Here is a 16,171-nt window from a genome sequence, read left to right as displayed (position 1 = left end):
TTTCAAATGCATAATTATCTGTTATACCTTCGCTTAAACGTAAAAAACCCCCAGTAATTGGTTATCCAACTCTTGGGGGTCTCTTCATAATGGAGGTTTTATATATTCAATATGATTAATAATTAGTGGGCTTCATCCCAATTATCACCAATTCCCACATCCACTTTTAATGGCACGTCCAGTTTCATGCTTTGTTCCATTAATGACTGGACCTGAGCTTGAACACGCTCTAATTCAGACTCTTTGACCTCAAAGACCAATTCATCGTGAACTTGCATTAGCATATCTGCATGCGGCTTTTCAGTTTGCAACCAATTATCAACGGCAATCATGGCTTTTTTAATGATGTCCGCTGCGGTTCCTTGCATTGGGGCGTTGATCGCTTCGCGTTCTGCCGCTTTACGGCGCATCCCATTACTCGACTTAATATCCGCTAAATATAAGCGACGGCCTTCAAGTGTTTCAACATAGCCTTGTTCAGAAGCTTGTAAGCGTGTGTTTTCCATATAACGCAATACACCAGGGTAGCGTTCAAAGTAGAGATCCATATAGCGCTGAGCTTCACCACGAGGGATCCCTAATTGACGTGCTAAACCAAATGCACTCATGCCATAGATAAGCCCGAAGTTAATCGCCTTGGCACTACGGCGTTGGTCACTGGTGACTTGTTCCAGTGGTACACCAAAGACTTCAGCGGCTGTCGCTTTATGGATATCTTTCCCTTCCGCAAACGCAGTTAATAGGCCTTTATCTTGAGATAAATGCGCCATAATACGTAATTCAATTTGTGAATAGTCCGCTGCCATCACTTTGTAGCCTTCACGCGCGATAAAGGCTTGGCGGATCCGGCGACCTTCTTCCGTTCTAACTGGAATATTTTGTAGGTTAGGATCTCGAGAAGATAAACGCCCCGTTGCTGTAACTGCTTGGTGGTAAGAAGTATGAACACGCTGAGTACGCGGGTTAATCATGAGTGGCAGTTTATCCGTATACGTGGATTTTAATTTGGCTAAACTACGGTGCTCAAGCAACAATTTTGGCAATGCATGGTTTAGCGCTAATTCTTCAAGCACTTCCTCATTCGTCGATGCTGCCCCACTTGGCGTTTTCTTTATCACTGGCAACTGCAATTTTTCGAATAAAATCGTTTGTAATTGTTTTGGTGAAGCGAGGTTAAACTCCTCCCCCGCAAGCTCAAAAGCTTCCTTTTCCAGTTCAGCTAAACGAGCGGTAATCACTTTTGACTGCGCAGCAAGCACGTTAGCATCAATTAGAACACCTTTACGCTCCATTCGGACTAACACAGGTACAAGTGGCATTTCAATATTCTGGAAAATGTGATTAAGCTTAGGTTCAGCCTCTAATTGTGGATATAACGCTTGATGCAGTAATAGCGTGACATCTGCATCTTCCGCCGCATAATTAGCGGCTTCTTCTAAAGCAATTTGGTTAAATGTCAGCTGTTTTTTGCCCTTACCTGCAATTTCTTCAAAGCTCACGGTTTTATGGTTCAAATGGCGATCGGCCAAGCTGTCCATATCATGGCGTCCCATCCCCGCAACACTGTTTAACACATACGATTCCAGCATGGTGTCATAACCAATACCTTTTAATTCAATATCATAGTTTTCAAGGACTTCTGCATCATACTTCAAGTTTTGGCCAATTTTGAGGATATTTTCACTCTCAAGGATAGGCTTCATAAGTCCCAAAACCTCTTCCAGAGGAAGCTGTACTGGCGCATCAAGGTAATCGTGACCTAATGGCAAATAAGCGGCATGCCCCGGCTCAATTGCAAATGACATCCCCACTAAACGAGCTTCTTGGGTATCTAAACTATCGGTTTCAGTATCAAAAGCAAATAATGATGCTTTGCTTAATTTTTCAACCCAGCGCTCTAAATCGGCTTTTTCTAGAATCGTTTGGTAATTTTCGGCACACAATGTTGGCACAGTTGGGTTTGATGGCTTCACAGGTGACGCTGCTGGTGTTGGGCTAGGTTTCGCACTTGAGCCTTTATCCTCCATCCAAGTCCCATTTTCAACATCGGCTAGCCAACGTTTAAATTCATAACGGCTAAATAATTGATGCAGTTTATCCACATCTGGCTGAGCAACTTGTAGCTCTTCACACGTTTTTTCCAGCTCAACATCCGTTTTAATCGTCGCTAATTGGTATGATAAAAAAGCAACATCACGGTTTTCCGCCATTTTAGGGGCTAACGTTTTAGAACCTCTAAAACCTAACGGGGCAATAGCCTCAAGGTCATTATAAATTGCTTCTAAGCTACCAATACCTTGCAGTAAAGCGAGTGCTGTTTTTTCACCAACGCCAGGCACCCCAGGAATATTATCTGACGAATCCCCCATTAATGCTAAAAAGTCGATGATAAGTTCAGGGGGAACACCGTATTTTTCTTTGACTTCATCAGGCCCTAGAATAGTGTTATTCATGGTATTGATGAGCGTAATGTTAGGCTCAACTAATTGCGCCATATCTTTATCGCCCGTACTAATTAGCACTGGCATACCTTTTCGGCTTGCTTCACAGGCTAATGTCCCGATGACGTCATCGGCTTCCACTCCTGAAACCACCAGTAAAGGCAAGCCCATCGCTTCCACCATTTCATGTAATGGGGCGATTTGAGCGCGTAAATCATCAGGCATAGGTGGGCGATGTGACTTATAGCTTTCAAACAATTCATCACGAAATGTTTTTCCCTTCGCATCAAAGACAACCGCTACATGGCTAGGTTTATACTGCATAATTAAACTACGTAGCATATTAAGCACGCCATACATTGCCCCTGTAGGCTCACCAGCACTATTGGTCAGTGGAGGGAATGCATGGTAAGCACGGTATAGGTAAGAGGAACCATCAACCAAAATAAGAGGGTTTTCTGCAATCTGAGCCATAATCTGTCATCATCTTTTTAGTCAGGAACGAATACCAATAGGATGCCATAATGTGGCCTCAGATACATCCCAAGTTTTATATTCCGCTTAGTTAGATAATTAAAAACACACCAAATCATCCACTATTATAAGTACACCATTAATTACAGTTAATTAAAATTAATCACGCCGATTAACTAAGTATCTGGCTAACATCCTGTGGATAAGCTTGTGTGTAAATTTGTGTTACTCAGTAAATTCAACAGGTAATATGAATATTAACAATATAAACAGAAAAGTAAAATCAATGGGTTAGCGCATAATTGAATGGGTTTAATACAGGTGAGAGAAAGTCTTTGAATTGTGGATATTAATAGAAAAAAAGAGACGATGGCGAGTATACCACCGTCTATTTACGATTATTTTTTATTTACTAAGAAGTTCACAACATTAGAGAACTCTTTGCCGTAGTCCGCTGCGTTATCAACTGAGATGCCGTTATTACGAACTTGGTATTTACCATCAACAAATAATGCAGGAACACCGCGTAGTTTTAAGTCTTGCGCTGCATTTTGCTGTTTCGCAACGATAGATTTCACAACGAAGCTGTTTAAAGCTGCATCATACTCTTCACCAGAAATACCTGCTTTGATAAAGGCATTACGGATATCTGCTTTACTGTTGATAGTTTGCGTTTTTTGGATACCTTCAAACAGGATAGGTGTGACTTTATCTTCTGCTTTCAAGACAATCGCAACGGCCCAAGCTTGAGTTAAATCGGCACCTAAAGGACCAAGAAAATCAACGTGATAACGCTCCATTTTCACGCCTTCTGGTAAGTTTTTCTCTACCGTTTGAGGCACTTTATACACGCTCTCAAATTGATAGCAGTGTGGGCAATAAAATGAGAAGAACTCCAGAACTTGAGGTAAATTTGGTACAGCTTTAACATCAGTATACTCTTTACCTTCCGTGTAGTTTGCCGCTGCAGCACTAAAAGACATGGCAATACCAAGCAAAGCCAACATAATTTTTTTCATAGACTACATTCTCCAAAAACAAAAACTTAAAAGTTAAAACTGAGGGGTTAACTGCAAAGGGGCGTCTTGCAACCGTTCAATCTGTTGATTAAATTCGAGCGATTGTTTTTGCCAAAAATCATCAGCTTGTAGCCATGAAAATGCTCGAGGAAACGCAGGGTCTTGCCAGCGGCGGATAATCCACCCGAGGTAATGTACCATACGCATTGCTCTAAGAGGTTCAATCAGCTTCAGCTGTTTTACATCAAAATCACAAAACTCATTATACGTATCTAATAACGTATCCAATTGAATGACTTGTTCTTGGCGAGAACCATTAAGTAGCATCCAAAGGTCTTGGATTGCAGGCCCATTTCGGGCGTCATCAAAATCCACCAGCCAAGCTTCATCGCGCCACAGAATATTGCCTGGGTGGCAATCACCTTGTAGGCGAATAGATGAAATTGAGTCAGTCCAGTGTAATTTTACTTGTGCAATCAATGCATCTAAAGACTCTATAAATTGAGATTTATAGCGTTCTGCAATCAAAGGGCTTGAGGCTATCACTTGGCGAGGCTGTGCCAAATACTCATCAAGACCCATTGTCGGACGAAATGCAAAGTTTTTACGCTGGCCAATTTGGTGTATACGTCCTAGCAAATGGCCTACACTTTCTAATTGAAACAAGTTATCTGTTTCATATTGTCTGCCACCGATACTCGGAAAAATTGCAAATATAAACCCACCAAACTCCAATACCGTTTGCCCAGCAAACTCAAGAGGCGCTGCGACAGACAGCCCTTCATCTCGAAGCTCTAAAGTGAAATCGTGCTCTTCTTGAATTTGTGAACGGTTCCAACGCTCAGGACGATAAAATTTAACCACATAACGTTGCCGATTTTCGTCTTGGAATTGATAAACCCGATTTTCGTAGCTATTTAATTCAAGCAGACCTGATTCGGGGTAAACCCCGACTTCCATTAAGGCGTCTAAAATTAAGTCAGGGGAGATTCCACTAAAATGGAAATTCGAATGTTCTATTTCGTCCATCGCGTTTTAGTCTTTAATAATGCCACGGGCACGCAAAATAGCGGTTTTAAAGTCATCTTCATAATCTTTTTTTAAACCCGGGATCGCTTCATTGCTATCCGAACCACGCATTTTTAAATGATAAATTAGCACATCATCTGTTAACTCAGATAAACTGCCTTTAAAACCTGCTTCATCAGCCAGTTTTTGCAATAATTCTACCAAGTTTAAATCTGAATTATCTTTCCAGACAGGATGCAGAAGCTCAATAACTTCATTTAAGCGATGGCATTTCATGTTTATTCCTTTATCACGAATATTCGATACAAGTTACCAATAATCATACAAGAGAAAAAGCGAACTGTTGTCAATCTACGTAAAGTTTAACTGCAATACGCACGAATATTCATTGATTTTATAGCAAAATAGAATAAATTTTAGTAATTACTATACTCGAAAGTGTTTTCTAGGAATGTTGAAACATTTTCTTGAAGATATTCAAGGATATTGAACATGTCATTTCGTCAGTTAATAACGGGTGTGATACTTGCTGGTGGCCGAGGCTCTCGAATGGGTGGTCAAGATAAGGGATTGGTACTTTTATCGGGAAAGCCGCTCTATCAACATATTTTAGCACGCTTACAACCCCAAGTTGGCGAAGTACTCATCAATGCAAACCGTAATCAGGCACGTTACAGCGAAAGCCAATTGACGGTTATCTCTGATTTAAATAACCATTTTTCTGGCCCATTAGCAGGAATGCAAGCGGCTTTACACCATGCCAAAACAGATTGGTTACTGTTTGTGCCTTGCGATGTTCCTGCTTTCCCTCTCAATTTAGCGGAAAAAATGTTCAATGAGAAAGAAAAACATTTAGCCTGCTACGCTTGTGATACAGAACGAGAGCACCCTACGTTTGCTTTATTGCATCGCTCACTAAAAGCTCAACTTGATGATTACCTTGCAAGAGGTGACCGTAAATTAATGCTCTTTATGCATGAAATTAATGCAAAAGGTGTTATTTTCTCACCCGAATCGGGTTCATTTGCGAATCTTAATACACTGGAAGATAGCCGTAACTGGGAGTTACAACAAAAAGAATTATGAAGCAAAATACTCTACCCCTACTTGGAATTACCGCTTATAGCGGCACAGGAAAAACGACTTTATTAAAAAAAGTTATCCCTCTGCTTAAGCTGCGTAACGTTCGTGTTGGTTTAATTAAGCACACTCACCATGACATGGAAGTGGATAAACCGGGCAAAGACAGTTTTGAATTACGTAAAGCTGGCGCAAACCAAACGCTTGTTGCCAGTGAAAAGCGCTGGGCGCTGATGACCGAAACCCCCGAAGCTAATGAAATGGATCTACACTATTTAGCCAGTCGTTTCGATCACACAACATTAGATCTGATTTTAGTTGAGGGCTTTAAGCACGAACCGATCGATAAAATCGCATTATTTCGCTCTGAAGTGGGCAAACCTCTCAACGGTTTGATAGATAACTATGTGGTGGCTGTTGCCAGTGATGAAATCATTGATACCAACGTGCCACAATTAGATATCAATAACCCAGAACAAATCGCAGATTACATTGTGTCTTGGTGGCAAAAAAGCAAGTAACTGTCTGATATTGCGTCTATCGTTTAGATAAAATAGACGCAATTTAGAGATTCATTCACAATAACCTAAAAACACTCATGACCCGTACTCAACGTTTACTGACCCTATTGCAGATACTCAAAGAAAATCGCTATCCTATTACGGCTGAAGCACTTTCATCACAACTGCAAGTCAGCGTGCGTTCTATCTATCGAGATATTGAATCCCTGCGTGATCAAGGTGCTGAAATTATCGGGGAAGCCGGTATTGGTTACCAATTAAAAACGGGACTATTACTACCGCCTTTAGCTTTCGATGAAAATGAACTTGAAGCCTTAATATTAGGTTTACGTTGGGTAAAAAGTAACGCAGACACTGAACTAAAAAACTCAGCAATACGGGCGATAAGCAAAATTAATGCTGTAGTTGCAGGTCATTCACAGAAAATCCTAAATCAAAATACCTTATTTGCCCCCACCACACATTTCTATGAAATTAATGACGTCATTGTTAAAGACTTACGTTTAAGTTTACGAGAAGAATGCAAAGCCAAAATGACTTACCTTGATGGGCAAAATCAACCTAGTGAACGAATTATTTGGCCAATTGCCATTGGTTATATGAAAGATTCCCAAGTATTAGCCGCTTGGTGTGAATTACGTGAAAGTTACCGCCATTTTCGTTTAGACCGCATTCAGTCTTATCATGCACTTTCAGATAAACTACCTTACCCCAAAAATTACCTACTAGAGCGCTGGCAAAAAGAAGTATTGTGCGTCTCTCCTGACAATTTCTGACACTCCACTCCCTTATAGTAAGCACTCAACTTCATATAAGGAAATCACCATGAGCGAACTGGTTCTTTTTACTAATTCAATGTCACGTGGCAACACGGTCGACCTACTATTAAAAATTTTAGATGTTCCTTACAAGCGTATTGAATTAGGTTATGGTGCAGATATGCATACGGCTGAATATCTTGCAATTAATCCGATGGCGAAAGTTCCCACACTTGTTGATGGTGATGCGATTGTGACGGAAACGGCGGCGATTTGTCTCTATCTAGCCGATAAATTTATTGAAAAAGGCTTAGCGCCTGCATTGAATGACCCTAAACGTGCAGATTATTATCGCTGGTTCCTATTTACTGCAGGGCCCATTGAATCTGCATTCACTATCAATAACTTAGGTATTCGATTAGATGAAGAGCAGCAAAAATCTTCTGGTTTTGGTTCTGTCGAACGCACCATGGCTTGCTTAGAAATCGGCTTAAATAACGCTAAACCGTTTATTTGTGGTGAGCAATTTACCGCAGTGGATGTGTATGTCGGGGCGTTTGTCATATTTTTAGTCAAATACCAAATCATGGAAACGACTCCTGCGATGAAAAAATACCTTGATAGCTTAGCAGTCATTCCTGCGATTGCAGAGCTGTTGGCAAAATAATACAAAAAAAGCTAAGTTCAGATGAACTTAGCTTTTAATTTTAGATAACCCATGCTTAACGCATTGTCACAAATTCTTCTGCCGCTGTTGGGTGAATAGCCACCGTATTATCAAAGTCTTTTTTGGTTGCACCCATTTTTAATGCAACCGCAAAACCTTGTAGGATTTCATCCATTCCGAAACCAATACCATGGATGCCAACGATTTTTTCATCTTCACCAACACAAACTAATTTCATACGGCAAGGTTGACGGTGTGAAGTGACGGCGGTATACATTGCAGTGAAAGATGATTTATAACATTTCACTTTATCAGCACCATATTTTTCAATCGCTTCTGGTTCAGTTAAACCGACAGTACCAATTGGAGGGTGTGAGAACACCACTGTTGGGATATTACTGTAATCTAAGTGTTCATCCGGTTTATTATTAAATAAACGTTCAGATAAACGACGACCAGCCGCAACCGCTACAGGAGTTAACTCAACCGCGCCAGTGTTATCACCAACCGCATAGACACCCGGTACATTGGTATTTTGGTATTTATCAACCTTGATATAACCTTTTTCATTCAGTGCGACGCCTGTGGCTTCAATATTCAGGTTATCTGTCATTGGTTCACGACCAATAGCCCAAATTAATGCATCGACGGTTTGTTCTTGGCCATTTTCCAATTTTAATGTCAGTGAACCATCTGCATTTTTCACGACTTCTTTTGGAATTGATTCCGTATGCAGTTTAGGGCCTTCCGTATTCATGACTTCCACTAATGTTTCGACAATCAGTGGGTCAAATGAACGTAACGGGGCATGTTTACGCACAAATAAATGCGCCTCTGCGCCTAAACCATTTAATACACCAGCAAGTTCAACGGCAATATAACCGGCACCCACAACCGCAACACGTTTTGGCAATGCTTCAAGTTCAAAGAAGCCATCAGAAGTCATGCCATATTCTGCACCTGGGATAGCAGGGATCACTGGACGCCCGCCAGTTGCAATCAAAATATGGTCTGCCGTGTAGGTTTCACCATTTACCTCAACAGTATGGGCATCAATAAAACGTGCAAAACCATTGATGACATCAACTTTATTATTCCCTAAGACACGGTCATAAGACTGGTGAATTCGGTCAATATAAGCAGTACGACTATCAATAAGTGTTTTCCAATCAAAACGATTAATTGTCGCATCAAAACCATAATCAGGGCCATAATTGCGAATAGCTTCCGAGATTTGTGCCGCATGCCACATCACCTTTTTCGGTACGCAGCCCACGTTAACACAAGTCCCACCTAATGCTTTCGCCTCAATTAAGGCACATTTTTGCCCATACATTGCTGCACGGTTCATCGACGCAATACCACCGCTTCCGCCACCAATTGCGATATAGTCGTAATGTTTGCTCATAATTTGGTTATTCCCATTGATTGAATGATTTATGAATGCATTTTCTCGCATCATGCTATTGATTGTCATGGCATAAATAGCGCTTTACGATAGATAACACCTGTTAATTTAATCGGTATTACCTATCAAAAATACAGTTTACTCTGGCACAATCCACTCAACTAACGTATGCCCAGTGCCTTCTGGGACGAGTGTTTTATGTAACCATGGCAGCACATTCTTCATTTGCTGCTCAAGTTTCCAAGGTGGGTTGATCACTATCATACCGGATGCCGTCATCCCACGTTGGTCGCTATCAGGACGTACCGCCAATTCAATTTGTAATATTTTACGAATGCCTGTTGCTTCTAATTGATTGACCATACGCTTAATTTGTTGACGTAATACAACAGGATACCAAATTGCATATGTTCCTGTTGCAAAGCGTTTATAGCCTTCCACCACCCCTTTCACGACCGCTTCATAATCCGTCTTCATCTCATAAGGAGGGTCCATCAGCGCAAAGCCACGTCGACTCTGTGGGGGTAATTTCGATTTTAGCTGTTGATAGCCGTCTTCCTTGAAAACTTGCGCGCGGTTATCCCGTGAAAATTCTGTACGTAATAATGGATAATCGCTCGAATGTAGTTCAGTTAATACCAGCTTATCGTGTTCACGTAATAAATATTTTGCTAATAATGGTGAACCCGGGTAATAGCGTAAACGCCCATTATCATTCAATTGGCGCACAATATTCATATACGGCAATAATTCCTCAGGCAAATCAGGTTGCTCCCAAATACGCGCAATCCCTTCAAGATATTCACCTGTTTTTTCTGCATGTTCCCCCGTTAATTGATAACGGCCAGCACCTGAATGTGTATCTAAATACAGAAACGGTTTTTCTTTCTCTTTCAGAGATTCAATGATCAAGCTCTGTACTGTGTGTTTTAACACATCAGCATGGTTGCCTGCGTGAAAGCTGTGACGATAACTTAACATGTAACGTTTGTTTCCTGAGGAAATTCAATACTAGCCACTAAGATGACTATTATTAAATAGGTTCTTTAAAGATAGCCCTTTTGAACAAAAAATAGACCGGATTTATTCATCCGCGTCATTATAGCTAAAATTGGCTACAAATGTCATAACCATAGCTGTGTTAAAATTCACATGACTGAAAAGAAATAAAACGCTATCCTAAACACAAATTTTAAAATAAACAGAGGTAAATGATGAATAAACTACTCCTTACAACTAGTATTTGTATTTCCTTTTTTGCTAGCGCATCAGTAATGGCAGCAAAAACACAAAATGGCTGCGAAATAAAGAAACAACGCATTCAAGAACAAATTGATTACGCAAAACAACATGGTAATCAGCATCGAGTTAAAGGCTTAGAAGAAGCATTAGATAATGTGAATCGTTATTGCACTCCAGAATCTTTATATCGTGATAGTCAAAAAGATGTAGCTGAGAAAACAGAAAAAGTGCAGGAACGCGAAGCTGAGCTGCAGGAAGAAAAATTAAAAGGCGATGACAGTAGTAAAATTAAAAAACGTGAAAGAAAACTCGCAGAAGCTCAAGCAGAATTAAAAGAAGCCCAAGCTGAACTGCAAGTTTATAAAGATGCGCTTTAATTTCTAACGCCCCTTTTCCTCTGATTAATTAACCAGTTGCTTTGACTTTAAACAAACGTTCCAATGACTATTTGTCTCTTAAAACAGTCATTGGGATGAAGTTATTGTCCAATTTAAGCTATAGTATTATGCATATCATTCATTTATAGGCATTAAATAGGTCGAAAAGTCAGACAACTTTTAGTTGCGGGAAAAGGGGATTAAATGTCGAATACGCAGGAAGAAGAACAGAAAGATACTAATAAACTGAAAGCGACACTGAATAAAAGTATTGATGGCAGTAAAAAAGCAGTGACCTTCTCAATGCGAGTTGTGAACTTTATTTGTGCAATTCCTTTTATTGCTCACATCATTCGTACCGTGCAACGTTTTAATGACCGAATGGGGAACCAGTTTGGGGCTGCAATTACCTATTTCTCCTTTCTCTCTTTAATTCCCGTTTTAATGTTTTCATTCGCCGCTGCCGGTTTTGTATTAGCCAGTAATCCTGAATTGCTTGAAAAATTAGTTCGTGGAATTTCTGCAAATATTACTGACCCTACGCTCGCAAATACATTAGAAAGAACAATAGACACCGCAATCCGCCAACGTACGACAGTTGGGCTGACAGGGTTGGCTTTAGCCGTGTACTCAGGGGTTAAATGGGTTAATAACTTACGTTTAGCTATTTTGGCACAATCACGTTCTGTATGGGAACGTAATGAAGATGAACATGAAAATATTATTTTCCGCTACATTCGCGACTTCTTTGCCTTAATTGGCCTACTTATTGCCTTAATTGTGACAATTACACTTACCTCTGTTGCTGGCTCTGCACAAGCAACGATTGTCAGTACGCTTGGGTTAGATGGTATAGAATGGCTTAAACCTGCTTGGACACTGATTGGTTTAACAATATCAATTACAGCTAATTTCCTACTATTTTTATGGATTTTTTGGATCCTACCGCGTATGCAGCATCGCCGCAGGTCACTATTTAAAGGAACATTGCTTGCAGCTATTGGGTTTGAAATCATTAAATCCATCATGACATGGATTTTACCTAACCTTGCCTCGTCACCTTCTGGAGCCGCGTTTGGTTCAGTGCTTGGCCTAATGGCATTCTTTTACTTCTTTGCGCGTTTAACCTTATTTTGTGCAGCTTGGATAGCGACTGATGAGCCAAAAGGTTCATTGGATAACGAAATAATTAAATAACAACTTACTGGGGCGGTAAGACAAACCGCCCTACCACTGTTTAAAACTAGCGTTTCATTTCTTCTGCCAACGTTCTAACCAATAAAGACGCAGACATCTCACGAGCTTTCGCCACATTCTGCCCCGCCCAATATGCCGCAAACTCATCACTACCTAACTTCATTGCTGCTGCATTGAGCTGCTTACCAATATCATAAACCAATGGATAATCAGGTAATTGACTTGTCTCATAGCCGTTACCTGCTCGAATAAATTGATTAATAATCCCTCTCGCTGGGCGCCCTGAAATTGCAGAAGTTAGTTGAGTGTGATCCGCTGTTTGCGATTTGATCTTAGCCCGATAGCCTGCGTTCGCGGCAGATTCAGGGCAAAGCAAAAATGCAGTGCCTAATTGAGCGGCAGCAGCACCGCACTCTAAAGCCCTATTGATAGCTTGCCCATCCATTATGCCACCCGCTGCAATTACAGGTAAATCAATATGTTGAGAGATTAATGTCACTAATTCATAAGTAGTGAGTTCTTCATCTAAAGCCTGCAAATCAAACATGCCTCGATGCCCTCCCGCTTCAATACCTTGTGCAACAACAGCATCAATTCCAGCCAATTCAATTTGTTGTGCTTCTTGTAAATTCGTTGCCGTCGCCATGGTATAAATACCATGTTGTTTCAATTGCTGTACCACCTCGATGGATGGAATATTAAAATGAAAACTCACTACCGCAGGTTTTGTTTCAAGTAACATAGATAACATTTCTGAGTTATCTAAAAAAGTGTGATAAATTTCATTGAGATAGGTAGGAGGAGTCTCATTAAATTGAGCGAAATAAGGCGCTAAATACTGGCTCCATGCCAGTTCATTATCAGGATGACGTTTCGCAGGTAAATGGCAGAATAAATTGACATTGAATGCTTTACTTGTCAGTGCTTGTGTTTGAGTAATCAATTGGCGAGCTTGTTCTACTGAATTTGCGCCTAGGCCTAGTGAGCCAAGCCCTCCAGCTTCTGAAACCGCAGCGGCTAGCGCCGGAGTAGAAACTCCCGCCATTGGGGCTTGTATAATGGGATAACGCAAACCTAACCGTTGTAGAAATATATTCGAGCTATTCATGTTATTTCCTTTACTTCAATGTCTGGGTACATTTTATGTTCTTATATTGAGGATAAACATAGCACCAAATTTATATAAAAAGAAAAAACACTTGCCATTGTGTCGTCGCCATATTGTCACTTTAAGCGCATTTAAAGCGTGCAGGAATCGTATAGATATGATTAAGATGCCATATATCCTCATCTTACTCATTCAATAATGAGATTATTATGACTACCTCTATTCAACAGCTCGAAAATTTAACTTGTGGCGTCGTCCTTTACTATCATAATCAGACCAAAAATAGCGTGGGTGCCTTCTGTGCTAGAGGAATGGATATTGAAGGTAGGCCTCTTACTGTTGATACACCACTACGAATTGCCAGTAATACAAAGACATTTACCGCAGCTGCAATTTTACGTCTTGCTGAAATGGAAAAACTCAGTATTGATGATGCAATATCTGAATATATTGACCCTCAATATAATACGCTACTCAGTACCCAATATAATACTCACGCTATCACTATCCGCCATTTACTGGAGCACAGTAGTGGCCTGCTAGACCATGCAGATGGAGACTATCTAAAAGCCGTTCTCAAACAACCTAACTATGTTTGGAGCCGAACAGAACAAATCGAAATGTACATGCGTAAACAATTTCCAACGTTTTCGCCTGCAAAATCCTTTATCTATTCAGATACGGGTTATATTTTGCTCGGTGATATTATTGAACGGATTACGGGGCAATCTCTTGGCCTAGCTGTTAGGGAGCTTTTGCATTTCGATTCTATTGGTCTCGAGAGCGCATATTGGGAGTCATTAGAACAACCGCCGCAAATCGCAGCACCACGGGCTCGTCAATATTTAGGTAAATTGGATGGAACACATATTCATGCTTCCATGGATACCTATGGCGGTGGGGGTTTAGTTATGTCCTCGAAACAAATGTCGATATTTCTAGAAGCGCTGTTTGAGGGAAATATTTTTTCATCACCAAATACGCTAGAGACTATGCTAAGTATGGGTTCTCACGAAGGTGCAGAACTTTACCGATTAGGCATTATGGTGAATGTGGTCAATGGTATCACCCTGTATTCCCATTTAGGCTTTTGGGGATCTGTAGCCTATTACGCACCAGAAGCAAAAATCAGTGCGGCAGGATTTGTTGATGACAGAGAGTCGCGAGAGACTCTAATTCGCGTTATTGAATCGCTATTAAGCCAATAACATTAATGAAAAGGTAGCCACTGAATCATTCAATGACTATCTTTTCATATATCTATCTTTTCATGCTTATTGTGAGGTGTGGTTTTCTTCTGCTGGTGCAGCGGGAGCCGCTTCTGTTGGTACTGGCGCAGCAATTTGGGGCCATAACACCTTGGTAAATTTCTGGCGAATTTGTTCTGCATCCATCATTTGTTTATCTTTTGGCTGCGCTAATACAAACGCTGCCTCTTGAGATAATAACCGACGGGCTTCCATATTCACCTGTTCAAGGCTTTGTGACGCCAAGAAAGATTGCCTTAACCGCTGGTATTGTTCAGGAGCAATGTCAACCACCCCATTTTGTTGAGAAATCAAACGTTGGCTAATCAAAACATCAGTACTCGTACGCGCATAGGCTGCAAATAGTTGCGATAACTGCACTTGTTTTTCTTTAAGCATATCGTCAAATAGCTCAGCAGCAATACCATTTTGGTTAATCGATGCAAGCTCACTCGCAACAATATCCGTTACCGCTGCCATTTTTTCAGGTACTGCTGTCACCGTTAACGTACAACTGGCTTTCTGATATTGCACACGACAATCTAACCCCGGAACAACTTCTCCTTGATTAAATTTTTGATTGAACGCTTTTTGCAAAGAACGATAAACCGCTTCACGTGCTAAATCGCTCGACCAATAACGCAGTAAAACATTTGAGTCTTTAATGGGGAGCCAATCAATATCCCAAATTAATGAAAGCGTATCCTGTGCAGGCTGTTCCTGTAAAATATCAATAGATTGTGGTTTTACCGCCGATAGTACTGCAACAGAAACAGGTTCAGAGCGCCTACCTTCTAATGATGAGAAAGTTTGTGAAATTGAATCAGATAACATTCGAGAATCAACATGGCCCGCTACATACAATGTCATGACGTCCGGTGTGTACCATTTTTGATAAAAAGAATTCACACTATCAAGAGCTACAACATCATTCGGTTTTTGGCCTGGGTCATACCCCATCATCGTCGACCCCTTTAAACGCGCTCGCCAAACGGGATCATTGGCATTTAAAGGAAGTGTTGCAACTGGGACATTTTGTGCTGTCAAACCATTATGTAATGTCGTTTCTGTATACTCAGCTCCTGCAACAGAAGTTGCTAACCAGCTGAGTGCTTGCTTAATTAAGTCTGGGCGATTATTCGGTAAACTTAAGCTATAAATGGTGTAGTCATAAGAAACAACAGCGGGTGGAATTGGCATGTCAGGGTCTGTGGCCTGACGCCAGAAATCTTGTAATGTTGCTGTTGGAAATGCTTCAGTTTGATGAAGCAACGCCATTTTAGGAATGAGGTAACTGTACCCTTTCTCGCTCGCTTTTTCTGTTAATGAGCCTGTTTTAATTGCTAACCTAAGCTGGATACGATCATTAGGACGTTGCGGTGTTTGTAATAATTGCCAGCTAAAGCCATTTTCTAGCTTCCCTTGCTGCCATGCTGGATCAGGTTGTAAAGGCTCAGCTCCCGCTAAATACGCGACTGAGAATAATACAACACCAATGATATACCGAACTTTCAAGCCCTGCATGTAAACCCCTATGTGTTTTATATCTTTATATTTAACCGCAAATAGCAACAGATAAATTAACGAAAAACGTGAACTTATC

Annotated in this window: 15 protein-coding genes; 7 read left to right on the top strand and 8 right to left on the bottom strand. The window is 40.7% G+C overall.

Translation table 11 applies throughout. The features are described from left to right. Nucleotides 1-122: 122 nt before the first annotated feature. The 4 genes from polA to SJ312_RS12695 form a co-directional block, all read right to left on the bottom strand. The gene (gene polA, locus SJ312_RS12710) at nt 123-2,915 is read right to left on the bottom strand and encodes a DNA polymerase I (protein ID WP_319867876.1); all 2,793 of its coding nucleotides are present in this window, start codon (nt 2,913-2,915) and stop codon (nt 123-125) included. A gap of 398 nt (nt 2,916-3,313) precedes the next feature. Then, on the bottom strand, nt 3,314-3,934 hold the full coding sequence (gene dsbA / locus SJ312_RS12705; RefSeq protein WP_004262579.1) for a thiol:disulfide interchange protein DsbA: 621 nt from the start codon (nt 3,932-3,934) through the stop codon (nt 3,314-3,316). 33 nt (nt 3,935-3,967) lie between these two features. Further along, a complete protein-coding gene (locus SJ312_RS12700; RefSeq protein WP_282554683.1) occupies nt 3,968-4,963 on the bottom strand; it encodes a serine/threonine protein kinase in 996 nt (331 codons plus the stop codon). Nucleotides 4,964-4,969: 6 nt separating this feature from the next. After that, a complete protein-coding gene (locus SJ312_RS12695) occupies nt 4,970-5,239 on the bottom strand; it encodes a YihD family protein (RefSeq protein ID WP_004262581.1) in 270 nt (89 codons plus the stop codon). Nucleotides 5,240-5,455: 216 nt separating this feature from the next. Here SJ312_RS12695 and mobA point away from each other — a divergent pair, with 216 nt between their 5' ends. From mobA to SJ312_RS12675, 4 genes are all read left to right on the top strand, one after another. After that, complete coding sequence (mobA, locus tag SJ312_RS12690) at nt 5,456-6,049, top strand: molybdenum cofactor guanylyltransferase MobA (protein ID WP_094960789.1); 594 nt, start codon at nt 5,456-5,458, stop codon at nt 6,047-6,049. Beyond that, nucleotides 6,046-6,564, top strand: coding sequence for a molybdopterin-guanine dinucleotide biosynthesis protein MobB (gene mobB / locus SJ312_RS12685; protein WP_096863562.1), 519 nt, complete (start codon nt 6,046-6,048; stop codon nt 6,562-6,564). The genes mobA and mobB overlap by 4 nt, the downstream gene beginning before the upstream one ends. 77 nt (nt 6,565-6,641) lie before the next feature. Then, a complete protein-coding gene (locus SJ312_RS12680; RefSeq protein WP_004262584.1) occupies nt 6,642-7,340 on the top strand; it encodes a helix-turn-helix transcriptional regulator in 699 nt (232 codons plus the stop codon). A gap of 49 nt (nt 7,341-7,389) precedes the next feature. Beyond that, nucleotides 7,390-7,989, top strand: coding sequence for a glutathione S-transferase family protein (locus tag SJ312_RS12675; RefSeq protein ID WP_319867871.1), 600 nt, complete (start codon nt 7,390-7,392; stop codon nt 7,987-7,989). A gap of 55 nt (nt 7,990-8,044) precedes the next feature. Here the strand turns inward: SJ312_RS12675 and gorA are convergent, their stop codons facing one another. Next, a complete protein-coding gene (gene gorA / locus SJ312_RS12670) occupies nt 8,045-9,397 on the bottom strand; it encodes a glutathione-disulfide reductase (RefSeq protein WP_004266020.1) in 1,353 nt (450 codons plus the stop codon). A 138-nt stretch (nt 9,398-9,535) separates the two neighbouring features. Next, the gene (locus tag SJ312_RS12665) at nt 9,536-10,378 is read right to left on the bottom strand and encodes a 23S rRNA (adenine(2030)-N(6))-methyltransferase RlmJ (protein ID WP_004262593.1); all 843 of its coding nucleotides are present in this window, start codon (nt 10,376-10,378) and stop codon (nt 9,536-9,538) included. Nucleotides 10,379-10,611: 233 nt separating this feature from the next. On the opposite strand from SJ312_RS12665, the gene SJ312_RS12660 reads away from it, so the two are divergent. Beyond that, nucleotides 10,612-11,016: a DUF1090 domain-containing protein gene (locus tag SJ312_RS12660; RefSeq protein ID WP_036958592.1), complete on the top strand. Its 405-nt coding sequence runs from the start codon at nt 10,612-10,614 to the stop codon at nt 11,014-11,016. 204 nt (nt 11,017-11,220) lie between these two features. Next, nucleotides 11,221-12,213, top strand: a complete 993-nt coding sequence (gene yhjD / locus SJ312_RS12655) for an inner membrane protein YhjD (RefSeq protein WP_319867867.1) — start codon at nt 11,221-11,223, stop codon at nt 12,211-12,213. A 46-nt stretch (nt 12,214-12,259) separates the two neighbouring features. Here the strand turns inward: yhjD and SJ312_RS12650 are convergent, their stop codons facing one another. Next, nucleotides 12,260-13,321 (bottom strand): NAD(P)H-dependent flavin oxidoreductase, encoded by a 1,062-nt coding sequence (locus tag SJ312_RS12650; protein WP_272574827.1) that lies wholly within the window; start codon nt 13,319-13,321, stop codon nt 12,260-12,262. Nucleotides 13,322-13,530: 209 nt separating this feature from the next. Here SJ312_RS12650 and SJ312_RS12645 point away from each other — a divergent pair, with 209 nt between their 5' ends. After that, on the top strand, nt 13,531-14,529 hold the full coding sequence (locus SJ312_RS12645; protein WP_319867866.1) for a serine hydrolase domain-containing protein: 999 nt from the start codon (nt 13,531-13,533) through the stop codon (nt 14,527-14,529). Between the two features lie 66 nt (nt 14,530-14,595). On the opposite strand, the gene SJ312_RS12640 is transcribed toward SJ312_RS12645, so the two are convergent. Continuing rightward, a complete protein-coding gene (locus SJ312_RS12640; protein WP_319867864.1) occupies nt 14,596-16,092 on the bottom strand; it encodes an insulinase family protein in 1,497 nt (498 codons plus the stop codon). Nucleotides 16,093-16,171: the final 79 nt, after the last annotated feature.

The sequence above is a fragment of the Providencia sp. CIM-Carb-044 genome (genome assembly GCF_033901115.1).
Classification (GTDB): Bacteria; Pseudomonadota; Gammaproteobacteria; order Enterobacterales; family Enterobacteriaceae; genus Providencia; species Providencia hangzhouensis.
This window is presented reverse-complemented; position numbering and strand designations above follow the sequence as displayed.

Excerpts from the sequence above, each read along its gene's own strand:
- SJ312_RS12680 (WP_004262584.1), top strand. The coding sequence starts at position 6,642 with ATGACCCGTACTCAACGTTTACTGACCCTATTGCAGATACTCAAAGAA.
- SJ312_RS12700 (WP_282554683.1), bottom strand. The coding sequence starts at position 4,963 with ATGGACGAAATAGAACATTCGAATTTCCATTTTAGTGGAATCTCCCCT.
- SJ312_RS12660 (WP_036958592.1), top strand. The coding sequence starts at position 10,612 with ATGAATAAACTACTCCTTACAACTAGTATTTGTATTTCCTTTTTTGCT.
- SJ312_RS12675 (WP_319867871.1), top strand. The coding sequence starts at position 7,390 with ATGAGCGAACTGGTTCTTTTTACTAATTCAATGTCACGTGGCAACACG.
- SJ312_RS12640 (WP_319867864.1), bottom strand. The coding sequence starts at position 16,092 with ATGCAGGGCTTGAAAGTTCGGTATATCATTGGTGTTGTATTATTCTCA.
- polA (WP_319867876.1), bottom strand. The coding sequence starts at position 2,915 with ATGGCTCAGATTGCAGAAAACCCTCTTATTTTGGTTGATGGTTCCTCT.
- yhjD (WP_319867867.1), top strand. The coding sequence starts at position 11,221 with ATGTCGAATACGCAGGAAGAAGAACAGAAAGATACTAATAAACTGAAA.
- SJ312_RS12650 (WP_272574827.1), bottom strand. The coding sequence starts at position 13,321 with ATGAATAGCTCGAATATATTTCTACAACGGTTAGGTTTGCGTTATCCC.
- dsbA (WP_004262579.1), bottom strand. The coding sequence starts at position 3,934 with ATGAAAAAAATTATGTTGGCTTTGCTTGGTATTGCCATGTCTTTTAGT.
- SJ312_RS12695 (WP_004262581.1), bottom strand. The coding sequence starts at position 5,239 with ATGAAATGCCATCGCTTAAATGAAGTTATTGAGCTTCTGCATCCTGTC.
- mobB (WP_096863562.1), top strand. The coding sequence starts at position 6,046 with ATGAAGCAAAATACTCTACCCCTACTTGGAATTACCGCTTATAGCGGC.
- SJ312_RS12645 (WP_319867866.1), top strand. The coding sequence starts at position 13,531 with ATGACTACCTCTATTCAACAGCTCGAAAATTTAACTTGTGGCGTCGTC.
- gorA (WP_004266020.1), bottom strand. The coding sequence starts at position 9,397 with ATGAGCAAACATTACGACTATATCGCAATTGGTGGCGGAAGCGGTGGT.
- mobA (WP_094960789.1), top strand. The coding sequence starts at position 5,456 with ATGTCATTTCGTCAGTTAATAACGGGTGTGATACTTGCTGGTGGCCGA.
- SJ312_RS12665 (WP_004262593.1), bottom strand. The coding sequence starts at position 10,378 with ATGTTAAGTTATCGTCACAGCTTTCACGCAGGCAACCATGCTGATGTG.